Genomic DNA, 15300 nt, shown 5'->3' with positions numbered 1-15300 from the left:
CTTTGCCGTCCGGTTACTTCACGGTGCCCGTCCACACAGCTGTGCTCTCCGAACCCGTATGGGCCTGTAGGTCATGCTCGCGACTCCCGCACCGGGGCTGATGACCGCGCCGTCCTCGCGGCTCACGGTTGGCTAGGAGTCGTCCCAGGTCGAACCCCGTAACGCCCCCGTGCCAGCGTGATGAGCCTGCACATGCCTTCTGCGGAGAGAACCGGTTGTCGAACCGGAGCGGCGGGAGCGAGCCGGACGTGGATGCCTCAGTGATCTTGAAAGTGTGCTCTTGCCGGGTCCGGACGTCCTGGACGTGGCCGATCCGCTCACGCACCTGCTCGCTTCATGGAGCCTGGAGATGGCCCGTGCGGGCGCGTGGATGGCTTTCCGCACCCTGTGGGGCCTGCGCGAACAGCCCGAACTGGCCGGGGAGTTCACCGAAGCGCTGGACGCGGGAGTCGGCCTCGCCGGGCGGTGTCTGCTCACTCCCCTGCCGCGCGGCCACTGACGGCCACGGCGGACGCCGGAGATACGGGAAGGGGTCACCGGAGCAGAAGGGGGCATCCATGCAGGGCGGGAGATCCCCGTACGGACACGACCCTCACGGAGGACGACATGACGCTGCGACTGGGTCTGGGGCTGCCACAGATGAAGCACTACGCACCCGGACGCGATGTGACGGCCGTGGCACGGGAGGCGGAGGAGTGCGGCTACGACAGCCTGTGGGTCTTCGAACGCACCCTGATCCCGCAGGACCCGGTCGACGGCATGTACGGCATCGAGGGCCGCCCGTGGCCGGAGTCCTTCCGGCACGTCGCCGACCCGCTCGTCACGCTGGCCCAGGCCGCGGCGGTCACGGAACGGGTGCGTCTGGGCACGTCCGTGCTGGTGGGCCCGCTGCACGCGCCGTTCGACCTGGCCCGTGCTCTCGGCACGCTGAGCGCCGCGAGCGGCGGCCGCCTTCTCGCGGGCTTCGGCACCGGCTGGTCCCGCGACGAATACGCCGCTGCGGGCGCGGACTTCGGCCGGCGGGGCGCGCTGCTGGACGAACTGCTGGACGTGTGCGAGACGGTGTGGGGCCCCGGCACGTCGGCATACGAGGGCAGCCGCACGCAGATCGCCCCTGCGGACGTCGGACCCAAGCCGCACGACGGAGGCATCCCCGTGCTGCTGGCAGCGAGCAACTCCCGCACCCTGGAGCGGATCGCCCGGCGGGCCGACGGCTGGGCGCCCTCTCTCACGCCTCACCCCGTCGTGGCCCGCAACCGGGCGAAGCTGAGGGAGATGGCCGAGCGCAACGGCCGCGATCCGGACTCGCTCACCGTCGTGCAGCGGTGCAGCGTGAGCCTCACGGACAAGCCGCTCGAAGCCGGGCGCAGGACGCACCAGGGCACCGTCGAGCAGGTCGTCGAGGACCTCGCTGAGGGCGTGGCGGCCGGTGTGGACGAGGCGATCCTGGACGTGCAGGCGGTTTCGCGCGACACGACCGAACTCACGGACGCGGCACGTGCGTTGTTCGCGGCGGTGCGGGAGGCCGGCATGTGAGCGGGTGACGCCCCGCGCTCGCGTGGCCCACGCGCGTCGCCGCGGGCGCGGTCCGCACCGCGCCCGCCGCCGACGTGTGGTGGGCCATTCGAAGGGGCGGCAGTGATCGCCCGGTACGCAGTCGCACAACAGTCGAGTGACTGCTCGACCATCCACTCGTTTGGCGTGACACGACATCGACACGCCGCCCGAGGTGGCGAGGGCCGTGCGCGACTACCTCACTGTCTTCGATCTGACCTACGGGGCCTTCGACTTCGGGCTTGACGCCGTCGGCGTCTGGCACTGGCATGAGTGCAGTCCGAACGGGCAATTCGCATGGTTTCCCGAGCCCATCACCAGCCGGATCACTGCCGCCATCGCCGACCGACTCCAGCACCCCGACCGGGAGCACCCTGGATGAGCAGCACATCCTTCCGTCAAGACCTCGTCGACGAACTCAGAGCCCAAGGCCGGCTCACCGACCCGGCGTGGCAGGCCGCCGTTGAGGCCGTACCGCGCGAGGTGTTTCTCGGCGACGCGGTCTTCCGGCCCGACGGAACGCAGTGGAGGCCGGTGTGCCGCGAGGAGTTCGACGAGGAGGACTGGCTCCGCATGGTGTACGCCGATACGACCTGGGTGACGCAGGTCGACGGCATGAACGCCGCCGAGGCCACCGGCCGCCTGGCCGGGCGGCCCACCTCGTCGAGCACCCTGCCCTCGCTGGTGGTGCGCATGGTCGAGCTCGCCGAGATCGGCGACGGCGACAAAGTGCTGGAGATCGGCACCGGCACCGGCTATTCCACCGCTGTGCTGTGCCACCGGCTCGGCGACCACCTCGTGTACTCCGTGGAGTACGACGAGGAACTGGCGACGAGCGCGGCGCAGCACCTTCACGCCGCCGGGCGGGCACCGACCGCCGTGGTCGGTGACGGCCTGCGCGGTCATCAGGACGGCGCCGAGTAAGACGCCGTCGTCGCCACCTGTGCCGTGCGCAGCATCCCGCCGTCGTGGCTCTGGCAGCTCAAGGACGGCGGCAGCATCACCACCACGATCAGCGGATGGATGCTCGCATCCGGGCTCATCCGCCTCGCCCTCGACGACGAGGGAGTCGCCAGCGGCCGGTTCGCCGGCGACCCCGTCACGTACATGCTCGCCCGCCCCCATGAACGCCCGCCGCGTCCCACCTTCTACCAGCACCCCGGAACCACCCGGTCCGCCCGCGTGAGCCCGGACCTGCTGGAGGACTGGACTGCGCACTTCGTCGCGCAACTGGGCGCTCCGTCGGCAGAGTTGACGCGTTCGGAGGACGGTGTCGCCTTGGTCGACGCCGCTACCGGGTCACAGGCATGGACCGAGCCGGACGGCAACGGCTGGACGGTGCATCAGGACGGCCCGCTGCGCCTGTGGGATCAGGTCGAGGACGCGCTGATGGCGTGGCAGGCGGAGGACGCACCCGATCAGACGGCGTTCGGCATGACCGTCACGGAGTGGGACCAGGTCGTCTGGCTCGGCGACGCCGACGGCCCGCGCTGGCGTCTGCCGACCTGACGCACTGTCCGCGGGCGGCGGCGCCGTCGGCCTCGCCCCGTCACCTCAGTCCTCCGGCAGCAGCACCGGGGCGATCTCGTCGTAGACGTCGCCCGGACCCGGGTTGGCCGGGTCGGTGCCGCCGCCGAAGTGGTGCAGCACTCCCCACACGGCATTGAGCGCGGTCTGCACGGCGCCCTCGGCCCAGCCCGCCGTCCAGGAGATGTCGTCGCCGGCGAGGAAGAGCCCGCGCTTGTCCTCCGGCAGGGAGTCCTGCATGAAGTGCGTGAACAGCCGCCGCTGGTAGCGGTAGTGGCCGGGCAGGTTGGCTTTGAACGCGCCCATGAAGTACGGCTCGTTCTCCCAGGAGACGGTGACGGGGCTGCCGGTGATGTGGCTGCGGATGTCGACCTTCGGATAGATCTCCCCCAGCGACTTCAGCATCACCTCCATGCGCTGACTCGCGTCGAGCGGCAGCCACTTGAGGCTGTCGTCGCACCACGTGTACGAGAGGCAGATGACGGCGGGCCGGTCCGGGCCCTCGTCCAGCAGGTAGGTGCCGCGCGTCATCCGGTCGGTGAGCGTCATGCTCATCTTGTCGCGGCCGGTCGGCTCGCCGCGCTCATCGACGTCCTCGTCGAGCCAGAACGGCCGGTCCACGGGCACGAACAGCTTGGAGGACTCCATGTAGTGGGTGCGCTCCACGGCCGTCCAGTGGTCGATGGGCAGCAGGTCGTCATCGCAGTCGATCTTGCTCAGCAGCATCCATGACTGGGCCGTGAAGACGGCCGCGCGGTAGGTGCGGATCTCGCCTCCGGCGTCGGTGACGGTGATGCGGTTGCCGGCGATGCGGCGCAGCCGGGTCACGGCGGGACGGTGCCCGCCGCGGGTGCGGCCGCCGCGGTCGGCTCCCGCGTCCTGGTGGAGTGAGGCCAGGGAGGTGCCGGCGGGCCAGTGCACGAGCTTGTCGGGCTCCAGCTGCCACAGCCGCTCGGGAAGCTGCTGGCTTCCGCCGACGATGCTGCGGTGGTCGTCGTCGGCACCGGTGTAGACGACGCGCAGGATCTCCAGGATGGAGTTGGGGAAGTCGGTGTCCCAGCCGCCGGTGCCGAAGCCGACCTGCCCGAAGATCTCGCGGTGGCGGAAGGAGCCGAAGGACTCCGAGTCGCAGAGGAAACCGTAGAAGGTCTGGTTGTCGAGCCTGTGCACCAGGCGGGACCAGATCTCGCGGATGCGCGGCACGTCGCGCTCCCGCAGCGCCCGCTGCATGGCGGAGAATTCGGCGCCGTCCTCCAGGCAGGTGTTCCACGCGTCCATGACCTGGTGGAAGACCGGTGGCAGGTCCTCGAGCGTACGGGCGTAGTGCGAGGTGCCCTTGAGGTCCACGACCGTCGAAGGAGCCGCGGGCGAGAGGGGGTTGGGGAACGGCCGCGTCTGCAGGCCGGTCAGTTCGACGTAGTGCTGGAAGGCGGTGGAGGACGGCGGGAAGCGCATGGCTCCCATTTCGGCCGTCAACTCGCCCTCGCAGCCCTCGAACCGTTCGGTGCGCAGCCGCCCGCCGATCCGGTCGGCCTCGTAGACGACAGGCTTGAGGCCCGCCTTCATCAGCTCGTAGGCGGTGACCATGCCGGAGAGTCCGCCGCCGATGACGGCGACCTCGGTGCCGTGTTCGGTCGCGGGGACCGACCCCAGGCCTGCGGGGTGGGCGAGGTGGTCGTCGTAGGCGAAGGGGAAGTCCGGGCCGGACATGGTCAGCGGCCTGACGGCCGGCGGCTGCGGTTCCTCGTGTACGGCTGTGGGCACCGTGGACGTCATCGGCGCGCTTCTCCTCTCCCGGGTTCGGGTGACTGCTCGGGCAGGGACGGTGTTCGGCGTGCGGGTGCGGGACGCGGCGGCGCGGCCGCCGGCCGGGCGGCGTCGTGCGGGCCGGGCGGGGCGGCCCGTCAGGTGGTGTACAGCTCGGGCCGCCGGTCGGTGAGATAGCTGTTCCGCTCGCGCGAGGTGTGCAGCACGGCGGTGTCGGCGACGGCCGTCAGCAGCCCGGACTCCCGGCCGGCGCGCGCCGGGACGGTTCCGTCGGGGGCGGCGAGACAGCTGAGGCCCGCGAAGTCGAACTCCCCTTCGCGGCCCACGCGGTTGGCGTACGCCACATACAGCTGGCTCTCCCACGCCCGGGCGGGCAGGAGCGTCTCCGCCACCATGTCGTAGGGGCGCATCAGCGCGGTCGGGACGGCCAGCAGCTCGGTGCCCGCGAGCGCGTGGGCGCGCACGGCTTCGGGGAACTCCACGTCGTAGCAGATGAGCAGCCCGACGCGGACGCCGTCCACGTCGGCCTGCACCACGAGCCGGTCGCCCGGGGTGAAGTGGCGCTTTTCGTAGCCCCCGTAGAGGTGCGTCTTGCGGTACCCGGCCAGACGGGTTCCGTCGGGTCCGACGAGGGCGGCTGAGTTGTACAGCGCGCCGCTGTCCGGGTCGCGCTCGGGATATCCGTGGACGACGGCGATGCGGTGCGCGGCGGCGATGCCGGCGACCGCACGCGCGGAGGGGCCGTCGGCGGATTCGGCGCGTGCGGCGACGCCGTCGCCCAGCGCGTAGCCGGTGAGGGACAGTTCGGGCGTGACCAGGAGACGCGCGCCTTCGGCGGCGGCGGTGCGTGCGGCGTGGTCGAGCGCGGCGAGACCGTCCTCGACGGTGCGGGGAACGCCCGCGGGGCCCTGGTGCAGGGCGAGACGCAGCGACGGCATGGGACCTCTGGCTGTGCTCGGGCGTACGGAGGCGGGCGCGGACGCCGGGAGCCGCCGGTACGGGTGTGCTGGGAACACTTCGACGGTACGTTCCGGGAATCCGGCCGACAAGGCACATTTGTTGCGCATCGGAGGGCGTTCCGTTGCGCATCGGGGCTCGTTTGCGGGGTTTCGTTGCGCGACCCCGATGCCGTACCGGCGCGTGCTCAGCCCGGCGCCCCCGCCGGATAGCGGCGCAGCAGCGGCGAGAGCACCAGCACCGACTTGGTGCGTTCGACGAACGGCTCCCCCGCGATGCGTTCCAGCACCTGCTCGAAGTGCCGCATGTCGGAGGCGAAGACCTGCACCACCGCATCGGCCTCACCGGTCACGGTGGAGGCGGAGGCGACCTCCGGGTAGCGGGCGAGTGCGCGGCGGATGTCGTCCGGGCCGGTCTTGGAGCGGCAGTACATCTCGATGTAGCCCTCGGTCCGCCAGCCGAGCGCCGCCGGGTCCACGCGGACGGTGAAGCCGGTGATGGCGCCCTGGTCCCGCAGCCGGTCGACCCGGCGTTTGACGGCCGGCGCGGAGAGGCCCACTTCGGCACCGATGTCGGCGTAGGAGCGGCGGGCGTCCTGGGAGAGGAGGTGGACGATGCGCTCGTCGAGGTCGTTGAGAGTCACTGCGGGGCCGGTCACTCTTCCGTGCTCGCGGGGTCCGGTGCGGTCTTCAGCCGGGAGCGGCGCATCCCGTACCCGAAGTACACCACAGCGCCCACCGCCATCCAGACGCCGAACACCGCCCACGTGACGGCGTCCAGGGAGAGCATCATCCACAGGCACAGTCCCAGTCCGGCCAGCGGCAGGAGCGGCGAGAGCGGAACCCGGAAGGAGCGGCGCATCCCGGGCCGGGTGCGGCGCAGCACGATCACCGCGACGTTGACGAGTCCGAAGGCGAAGAGGGTGCCGATGCTGGTGGCGTCGGCGAGACCGCCGAGCGGCACGGCCGCGGCGAGCGTTGCGCAGAACGCGGAGACGATGACGGTGTTGGCGCGCGGGGTGCCGCTGCGGGGATCGACCCTGGAGAAGACGGCGGGCACCAGGCCGTCGCGGGACATCGCGAAGAGGATCCGGGTCTGCCCGTACAGCACGGTCAGCACGACCGACGCGATGGCGACGACGGCGCCGAAGGCGAGCACCGCGGGCCAGAAGTCCTGGCCGGTGACCTCGCGGAGGATGCCGGAGAGCGCCGCTTCGCCGCCCTCGAACCGCTGCCAGGGCATGGCGCCCACGGCCACTGCCGCGACGAGGCAGTACAGCGCGGTGACCAGGACGAGCGAGAGGAGGATGGCGCGCGGAAGGTCGCGCTGCGGGTCCTTCGCCTCCTCCCCCGCCGTGGAGGCCGCGTCGAAGCCGATGTAGGAGAAGAACAGGGTCGCTCCGGCGGCGCTGACCCCGGCCATGCCCAGCGGCATGAACGGCTGGTAGTTGCCGGCCCGGACACCTGCGGCCGCGACGGCGCAGAACAGCAGCAGCGCGAGGACCTTCACAATGACCATGACGGTGTTGGCCCGCGCGCTCTCCCGGGCGCCGCCGAGCAGGAAGGCCATGGCGAGCAGCACGACGAGGAGTGCCGGGACGTTGAAGAGCCCGCCCTCGCCCGGCGGGGCCGACAGCGCCTGGGGGAGGTTCAGCCCGAGGGTGGCGTGGAGCAGCTCGTCGATGTACTGGCCCCAGCCGACGGCGACGGCGGCGACGGAGACCCCGTACTCCAGCAGCAGGCACCAGCCGCACACCCAGGCGACGAGTTCGCCCATCGTCGCGTAGGCGTAGGAGTAGGAGGAACCGGCGACGGGGATGGTGCCGGCCAGTTCCGCGTAGGAGAGGGCGGAGAAGAGCGCCGTGAGGCCCGCGATGACGAAGGAGACGACGACCGCGGGCCCGGCGTCGGGCACGGCCTGCCCGAGGACGACGAAGATCCCCGTCCCGAGTGTCGCCCCGATGCTGATCATGGTCAGCTGCCACAGGCCGAGGCTGCGGCGCAGTTCGCCGCCGCCTCCGTGGCCGCCCTCGGCCAGGAGCATCTCCACGGGCTTGCGGCGGGTCAGCCGCGAGGCGCCGCCGTGCCGCCCGGTGGGGATCTTCGGGGTGTGCGGGCCTGCGCCCTGGTCCAGCACGGCAACGGCCTCCTCGCTGTCGGTCCTGCTACGGCGCACGACCCTACGAGCCGCGACCGGCGGCCGGTAACGGGGCAGCCTTGCGCGTTCGCGGCGATACGTTGCGCCCGAGTGGCCCTGGGAGGCGAAACGTTCAGGAGCCCGGCTGTGCACGCACGACGTGTGCGCGCACCCACGTCCGGTCGTCGGTGAGGTAGGCGTCGACGGCGAGCCCGGCGTCGGCGAGTGCCGCCTCGAACCGGGGCTCGGAGAGGTTCTGCGAGAAGAAGGTCTGCGTCCAGCGGGCGTCCTCGAAGGCGTAGCCGATGCAGGTGCGGGAGACCCCGCCACCGAGCGGTTCGATGGAGACGACGGATATCTTCATCGGGCCTCTGTCCCAGGTGTCCCCGGCGTTCAACGCCTCGTGCAGTCCGTCGCGTTCGCGCTGCAGCAGGACGCAGCCGCCCGGGGCGGTGTGCCGGCGGCACGCGCGCAGCAGCCGGCCGCGCTGTGCGTCGTCGGCGGTGTTGACGAGGAAGGACGCGAGCATCACGGCGTCGAACTGCCGCCCCAGGTCGAGGTCTTCGATGGCGGACAGCACCGTCGGCGCCGTCTCCCCGATCTGCGCGAGCATCTCGGCCGACTCGTCCACGGCGGTCACCGCCAGACCGCCCGCCACCAGGGGCCGGGTCACCCGGCCCGCTCCTGCGCCGAGTTCGAGGAGCGATGCCCCGGGCGGCACGGCCGACAGCACGACGTCCGGTTCGCCGTGGGTGGGGAGGCGGGAGTACATCTCCACCGAGCAGCCGTCGCGGGTGATCGCTCCGGGGCCGGTGCCCGAGTGTCCGTCACGCGTGAATGCGGTCATGGGGGCATGGCAGCACGGCCTCGCGGGGGCGGGTAGCAATTCGTCCGGGGACGAATCCCGGGGCGTACCCGGCACATCCCCGGATTCGCCGGGCAGAGCTCAGGCCGTCGGCCGGACGCTTCTTCACGTCCGGACATCTGCTCATCGTCACTGTCCGGGCCGGGCCGGGCCGGGCCGGGCCGGGCCGGGCCGGGAGTGCCTATTCCCGGGCCTGCCTCGGATCGACCGGAATCTCCCGCGCCGTGTCCTCGGCGCGCTTCTCGGCGGCCGACTCCCGCCCCGCGGTCCCGCAGCAGCGGTCGTACTGCTTCCGCCAGTCCGCCATGAACGTGTCGTAGGTGGACCGGCCGACCAGCTTCAGGGCCGTCTCGTCGTTGTGCCAGACGCCGTTGCTCGTCCAGTTCGAGGAACCGACGAACACGAGCCGGGAGCCTGCCTTCCCCGCGTAGGTTCCGTTGATCATCATGTACTTGTCGTGCGTGTAGTGCAGGGCGTTGCCGTTCGCGTCGGTGCCGCGGCTGGTGTCGTGCACGTGGATGTTCGGCCGGTTCCTCAGGTAGCTCTGCACGCTGTCATCGACCTGGGCGGCGGTGATCAGAATGTGGATCTTGACACCGGTTCGCGCCAGGCTCACCAGCTTCTTCGGCAGCTCAAGATAGTTCCGGCCGCCCGGCTTACCGTGAGAAGTCCACTGGAACATGGCGATGTTGACGGTGGCCGGCGCCTTGATGTTGTTCAGGAAGTCCACCCAGGTGTCGCTCCTGGAGCGGGCCTTGGGCCACTGGTAGGAGGGCGGGGAAAGTTTCCTGGCGGCCTTGGCACTGGCGGAGTTGTAGTGGTCGGGCGCCAGCGGACCCGGACCGTTGACGGCCCCCCTGGCCATGGATGCGAAGTGGCGGGCGTAGGAGTTGTACAGGGCGACGTTGCCCTTGACGGTGGCGCTGCTGTTCCACGCGGTGCCGACCTGGGCGGAGGTGGGGTTGGCGCTGCTGACGGTCACCGTCCTGTTCGCTTCGCTCCCGCCGCTGAACATGTAGTACTTCGCGTGCAGGGAGGAGCCGGCGAAGTGGGTGAGGCAGCCGCCGGGGCACATCGCGGCGAAGCTGGAGGCCCGCGGGTCGTTGCCCAGCTCGTCGACCATCGACTGCCAGACCGCGTTGTCGCTGTGGGCGTCCATCAGGGCCTTGACGACGACGCCGCGCCGGTGCGCGGCGATCAGCGCGTCGGCGAAGTCCGGGCCCGGCTGTGCCCTGCTGATCGAATACATGGCGACCCGGATGGTCTGCCCGCAGCCGGCGCTGTTGATCGACTCGATGATCGGGCCCATGACCTCCATCCGGGTGGCAGGGTCCTCGGGGTCGTTGAAGCGCGGGCCCGGACTGGAGGTGAACGTCCGGTACTCGCAACTGAGCGGGGACTTGGCCTTCTTGACCGCGGCGTGAGCCGTTGTCATCGGCAGCATGCTGACGATCAGCGCGATGATCACCGTGATGGTTCGCTTCATGTGCGGCCTTTCGCCGGGCGGTTGACGATGAGGAGTCGCGTCGCCGCAACAGGCGCGCGGGAGCGGTGCCGCCGGCGGCGGAAACCGCCTGCCGGCCGGAGGACCTCTGTCACCGCGGGCGGCGCCGGCCGCCTGGCGCAGCGATCCGGCCGCGTCGTCGCAGCGGCGCCGGCGCCCCTTCGGCCGCCGGCTTCCGGGGCGTCCGCGGGCACGACCGCGGCGAACGCTCCAACACGGAGCAAGGCCGGGAAGGGTGTACGAACTCTTCTGGCTTCTTCGGCATCAGGGCGCTGCCGCTCGCGCTGCGCCGAGGCTGTCGCAGCGATGGCGACAGCAACATGACGAACTTCAAGGTCCCCCCGGAATCTCCTGAAGGCTGCCACGGGCCGCCGTGACGACCGGCGCCTGCGCCCCCCTTGTCTTGCAACGAACCGACGGACGGAACCCAAGTGGTTCGCATACCATGACGAATTGGGCGCGCCGTCTTTCGGATGATTACCATGACAGCTTCACGTAAACTCTGCAATCGCCCCCAAGTGGGGACAACTAGGTTTTCAGCGGCTCCCAACATGACCGGTCGGCACGCCTGTTGGCGCGGGCGGCTTCGAGGAAGAGCGAAGCTCCTGGCAGGCGGCCCGTCTGCCGAGAGCAGCCTGTCGGCCCGGAGCTTCGCGAGCTTGCCCCCTGTCGGGAGCGGTCCGGTCAGCCCGACCCTGCGCCTGCCGGGTCCGGCCTGCACCCCTCCCGGCCCCCGGGGCGCCGTCGCCCGGGCGACCGGGATGTCACCAACTGGCGTGCAGCGGCTCGCCCTCCGCATATCCCGCGGCGCTCTGCACTCCGACGACGGCCTTCTCGGCGAACTCCTCCAGGGATGCCGCGCCCGCGTACGTGCACGAGGAGCGCACCCCGGCGATGATCGCGTCGATGACGTCCTCGACGCCGGGACGTGCCGGGTCGATGAACATCCGCGAGGTCGAGATGCCCTCCTCGAAGAGCGCCTTGCGGGCACGGTCGTAGGCGGACTCCTCGCTGGTGCGGTGGCGCACGGCACGCGCCGACGCCATGCCGTAGGACTCCTTGTAGGCCCGTCCGTCGGGGGTCTGCTGGACGTCACCCGGAGACTCGTACGTACCGGCGAACCACGAACCGATCATGACGTTGGACGCCCCGGCGGCCAGGGCCATGGCGACGTCCCGCGGATGCCGCACACCTCCGTCGGCCCAGACGTGCTTGCCGGACTTTCGTGCCTCCGCGGCACATTCGAGCACGGCGGAGAACTGGGGGCGGCCGACACCGGTCATCATCCGGGTGGTGCACATGGCTCCCGGTCCGACGCCCACCTTCACGATGTCCGCGCCGGCCTCGATCAGGTCGCGCACGCCCTCGGCGGAGACGACGTTCCCCGCGACGACGGGAACCCGGGGGTCGAGGGCGCGCACGGCGCGCAGCGCGTCGGCCATGCGTTCCTGGTGGCCGTGCGCGGTGTCCACGACGAGGGTGTCGACGCCGGCCTCCAGCAGCGCGCGGGCCTTGCCCGCCACGTCGCCGTTGATGCCGACGGCGGCGGCGACGCGCAGCCGCCCTGCCGCGTCCGTCGCCGGGGTGTAGAGCGTGGCGCGCAGGGCTCCCTTGCGGGTGAGGATGCCGACGAGCCGCCCGTCGGTGTCGACGGCGGGGGCGAGCCTGCGGTGTGCGCCGTCGAGCTGGTCGAAGGCCTCGCTCGGGTCGACGTCCGCCTTGAGCACAAGCAGGTCGCGGGACATGACCTCCGACAGCTGCGTGAAGCGGTCCACTCCCGTCAGGTCGGACTCGGTGACGATGCCCACGGGACGACCGTCCTGGACCACGACTCCCGCCCCGTGCGCCCGCTTGGGCAGCAGCGACAGCGCGTCGGCGGCCGTCTGGTGCGGCGTGAGCGTGATGGGGGTGTCCAGCACGAGGTGCCGGCGCTTGATCCAGGCGGTCACCTCGGTGACGACGTCGATCGGGATGTCCTGCGGGATGACGACGAGCCCGCCGCGGCGCGCCACGGTCTCGGCCATGCGCCGGCCCGCGATGGCCGTCATGTTGGCGACGACAAGCGGGATCGTGGTGCCGCTGCCGTCGGGGGATGCGAGGTCCACGCCCTGCCGCGAGGCGACCGCCGAGCGGCCGGGCACCATGAAGACGTCGTCGTACGTCAGGTCGTACGGGGGCTGCTGGTCGTTCAGAAATCGCATACCGGCTCTCTCACCTGCGTCGTCGCTCCGTGTGGGGCACTGCCCCGGCGGAACCGGGGGGACCCCGCCCAGCGGCAGCTGGGTGGGGGCACCTCCCAGCGGTAGCTGGGGGAGGGTGGGGAGTGAGTGCCGGAGGCGCCGTGTCCGGGCTGTTGCTCCTCCTCCATCATCCCCGAGGCGGCCCGCAAGCCGCACACCGGCCCTGCCGGGACGGTGGTCACAGCACCGCGGCCCCTCCTTTCCGGCCTGTTGCACGCCCGCCGGGGCCACATCTAGTGTCCCGCTTGGACTCAAGAATCCATCCATGGTGGGGGGCAGCAGGTGGGCAGGGCTCTCCCCACGTCCCAGCGCGCATACCGGTACGCGAAGGAACAGATACTCGACGGCATCCTCGCCGGGGGCGATCTGATCAGCGAAGGGACGGTCGCCGAGGCCCTGGGCATCAGCCGTACACCGGTGCGTGAGGCGTTCCTGCGGCTGGAGTCGGAAGGACTGCTGCGGCTCTACCCCAAGCGCGGCGCGGTGGTGGTTCCGGTCTCCGCGAAGGAGGTGGAGACGGTACTGGAGACGAGGGAGCTGATCGAGTCCTTCGCCGCCGAGAAGGTCTCCTCCCTCGCACCGGCGGTGCTGGCGCGGCTCGTCGAGGAGCTGCGCGGGCAGCTCCAGGAGCAGAGGAGGCTGCGCGAAGCCGGTGACGGCAAGGCGTTCGTCGCCGCCGACCAGCACTTCCACCAGCTGATCGTCCAGGCGGCCGACAATCCGATTCTGCTGGATCTCTACGCGGGGCTGCGCGACCGCCAGCAGCGCATGGGCCTGTACGCGGTCTTCAACGACAGCGACCGGCTGCGCGCCACCAACCACGAACACGTCGAACTCGTCGCGCTGCTCGAGAAGGGCGACCTCGCGGCCTACCGGAGCGCGCTGCGCGAGCACCTGCGTGGCACCCGCGCAGCGGTCCTCGGGTTTCAGGCCGGCAGCATCCAGCCCAGCACGGACGTGGACTGAAGGAAGACCAGGACGCACATCAGCAGCAGCAGAGCCAGGCTCCAGCCGACGACCTTCCTCAGCAGTTCGGGCTCCCGGCCGCCCAGTCCCGCCGCCGCGGCGGCGATGGCCAGGTTCTGGGGGGAGAGCATCTTGCCGAGGACACCGCCGGAGCTGTTGGCCGCTGCGAGGAGTTCCGGGGCGTATCCGGAGTTCTTGGCCGCGGTCACCTGGAGGATGCCGAAGAGGGCGTTGGCGGAGGTGTCGGAGCCCGTGACCGCGACTCCCAGCCAGCCCAGCACCGGGGAGAGGAAGGCCAGCGCCGCTCCGGCGCCCGCGATGAAGTTGCCGATCGTGGCCGTCTGCCCGGAGAGGTTCATCACGTAGGCCAGAGCCAGGACCGTGGCGACGGTGAGGATCGCCCACCGCAGCTGGTGCAGGGTGCGGCCGTAGGCGCGGGTGGCGACGCGGGGAGAGACGGCCAGCAGCACCGCCGTGATCACGCCGCTGAGGAGCAGCATCGTGCCCGTCGCGGGCAGCCAGTCGAACTTGAAGACCGTGGAGGCCGCCGGCTTTCCGCTCACGGGGTCGGCCACGTGCAGACCTGGCCAGTTGAAGAGGACGGTGCCCTTCTCCTCCAGCACGGTCTTCACCGCGGGCAGCTTGGTCAGGGCGAAGATGACGATGATCACGGCATAGGGCAGGTAGGCGTTGACTGCCGCGCGTGTGCTGTCCTGCGTTTCCGCGTACGGCTTCGTGCCTGTGTCCGCCGTGGTGTCCGCCGTTGTGCCCGCCGTGGTGTCCGCCGTGGTGCCCGTCTGCGGGCTCCTGGTCCGCGTCGCGGGCTCCGCGCCGGTGCCCGGTCCGGTGCCGGCGCCCGTACCGCCGGTCGCGGCGCCGCCGTCCGGGGTCGCGCCGCCCTTCGCCGGGGAGGGGCCGCCGGCCTCGTCGTCGCCGGAGATGTCCGCGGGCTCGGGTGCGGGGATCTTCGTGGTACGCATCACCAGCACCAGCATCCCGACGGAGACGAGCGCGGCGACGACGTCCGTCAGCTCGACCGACATGTAGTTGGAGCAGACGAACTGGGCCGCGGCGAAGGAGAGTCCGCACACCAGCGCCGGCCACCAGGTCTGCCGCACACCGCGCCGGCCGTCCACCAGGTAGACCAGCAGCAGGGGCACGACCGCGGCCAGCAGCGGCGTCTGGCGGCCGACCATGGAGGAGACGTCCTCCAGCGGCAGTCCCGTCAGTTCCGACAGCGTGATGACGGGGGTGCCCATGGCGCCGAACGCCACGGGCGCGGTGTTGGCCACCAGCGCGACCGTCGCCGCCTTGAACGGCTTGAAGCCCAGAGCGATGAGCATCACCGAACTGATCGCGACGGGAGCCCCGAAACCGGCCAGTGCCTCGAGGAGCGCCCCGAAGCAGAAGGCGACGATGACGGCCTGGAGGCGCTGGTCGTCCGACAGCTTGCCGAAGGAGCGGCGCAGCACTTCGAAGTGCCCCGTGTCGACGGTCATCTGGTACACCCACAGGGCGTTGACCACGATCCACATGATCGGGAACAGGCCGAACAGGGCGCCCAGGACAGCGGAGTTGAGGCTCTGCCCCACGGGCATGCCGTATGCGGCCACGGCGACGGCGATCGACGTGGCGAGTGCGGCGAGCCCGGAGAGCCACGCCTGGACGCGCAGCACTCCCAGCAGCACGAAGAAGACGACCAGCGGGAGCGCGGCGACGAGCGACGACAGTCCCAGCGAACCGCCCAGCGGATCGAGTACGGGTTGGAACACGGTGCCTCCGGT

The 15300-nt window shown here is 71.0% G+C and carries 11 protein-coding genes and 2 pseudogenes; 5 read left to right on the top strand and 8 right to left on the bottom strand.

What is annotated here, in order from left to right; all coding sequences use genetic code 11:
- Positions 1-274: 274 nt before the first annotated feature.
- From H180DRAFT_RS19545 to tgmC, 4 genes and pseudogenes are all read left to right on the top strand, one after another.
- Positions 275-499, top strand: a pseudogene (locus tag H180DRAFT_RS19545) (DUF5995 family protein); the annotation flags it as partial.
- 107 nt (positions 500-606) lie between these two features.
- On the top strand, positions 607-1536 hold the full coding sequence (locus tag H180DRAFT_RS19540; protein WP_055487386.1) for an LLM class F420-dependent oxidoreductase: 930 nt from the start codon (positions 607-609) through the stop codon (positions 1534-1536).
- A 205-nt stretch (positions 1537-1741) separates the two neighbouring features.
- Positions 1742-1936 carry a hypothetical protein gene (locus H180DRAFT_RS19535; RefSeq protein ID WP_055487385.1) on the top strand — a complete coding sequence of 65 codons (195 nt, stop codon included), beginning with the start codon at positions 1742-1744 and terminating at the stop codon, positions 1934-1936.
- Positions 1933-3063, top strand: a pseudogene (gene tgmC / locus H180DRAFT_RS19530) (ATP-grasp peptide maturase system methyltransferase). Before H180DRAFT_RS19535 ends, tgmC begins: the two are co-directional and overlap by 4 nt.
- Positions 3064-3108: 45 nt before the next feature.
- On the opposite strand, the gene H180DRAFT_RS19525 reads toward tgmC, so the two are convergent.
- From H180DRAFT_RS19525 to H180DRAFT_RS19495, 7 genes are all read right to left on the bottom strand, one after another.
- Positions 3109-4857: a flavin monoamine oxidase family protein gene (locus H180DRAFT_RS19525; protein ID WP_055487384.1), complete on the bottom strand. Its 1749-nt coding sequence runs from the start codon at positions 4855-4857 to the stop codon at positions 3109-3111.
- Between the two features lie 128 nt (positions 4858-4985).
- Complete coding sequence (locus tag H180DRAFT_RS19520) at positions 4986-5786, bottom strand: carbon-nitrogen hydrolase family protein (protein ID WP_055487383.1); 801 nt, start codon at positions 5784-5786, stop codon at positions 4986-4988.
- A 206-nt stretch (positions 5787-5992) separates the two neighbouring features.
- On the bottom strand, positions 5993-6448 hold the full coding sequence (locus H180DRAFT_RS19515) for an Lrp/AsnC family transcriptional regulator (protein ID WP_055487432.1): 456 nt from the start codon (positions 6446-6448) through the stop codon (positions 5993-5995).
- Positions 6449-6459: 11 nt separating this feature from the next.
- The gene (locus tag H180DRAFT_RS19510; protein WP_055487382.1) at positions 6460-7941 is read right to left on the bottom strand and encodes an amino acid permease; all 1482 of its coding nucleotides are present in this window, start codon (positions 7939-7941) and stop codon (positions 6460-6462) included.
- 133 nt (positions 7942-8074) lie between these two features.
- On the bottom strand, positions 8075-8788 hold the full coding sequence (locus H180DRAFT_RS19505; RefSeq protein WP_055487381.1) for a class I SAM-dependent methyltransferase: 714 nt from the start codon (positions 8786-8788) through the stop codon (positions 8075-8077).
- A gap of 199 nt (positions 8789-8987) precedes the next feature.
- Positions 8988-10292, bottom strand: a complete 1305-nt coding sequence (locus H180DRAFT_RS19500) for a phospholipase D-like domain-containing protein (protein ID WP_055487380.1) — start codon at positions 10290-10292, stop codon at positions 8988-8990.
- Positions 10293-11074: 782 nt separating this feature from the next.
- Positions 11075-12511, bottom strand: coding sequence for a GuaB1 family IMP dehydrogenase-related protein (locus H180DRAFT_RS19495; RefSeq protein ID WP_055487379.1), 1437 nt, complete (start codon positions 12509-12511; stop codon positions 11075-11077).
- Between the two features lie 321 nt (positions 12512-12832).
- Here H180DRAFT_RS19495 and H180DRAFT_RS19490 point away from each other — a divergent pair, with 321 nt between their 5' ends.
- Positions 12833-13516 (top strand): GntR family transcriptional regulator, encoded by a 684-nt coding sequence (locus H180DRAFT_RS19490; protein ID WP_055487378.1) that lies wholly within the window; start codon positions 12833-12835, stop codon positions 13514-13516.
- On the opposite strand, the gene H180DRAFT_RS19485 is transcribed toward H180DRAFT_RS19490, so the two are convergent.
- Positions 13477-15288, bottom strand: a complete 1812-nt coding sequence (locus H180DRAFT_RS19485; protein WP_055487431.1) for an L-lactate permease — start codon at positions 15286-15288, stop codon at positions 13477-13479. The two genes, H180DRAFT_RS19490 and H180DRAFT_RS19485, sit on opposite strands and share 40 nt — an antisense overlap.
- Between the last annotated feature and the right edge of the window lie 12 nt (positions 15289-15300).

The sequence above is a fragment of the Streptomyces sp. WMMB 322 genome, assembly GCF_900090145.1.
Lineage (GTDB): Bacteria > Actinomycetota > Actinomycetes > Streptomycetales > Streptomycetaceae > Streptomyces.
This window is presented reverse-complemented; position numbering and strand designations above follow the sequence as displayed.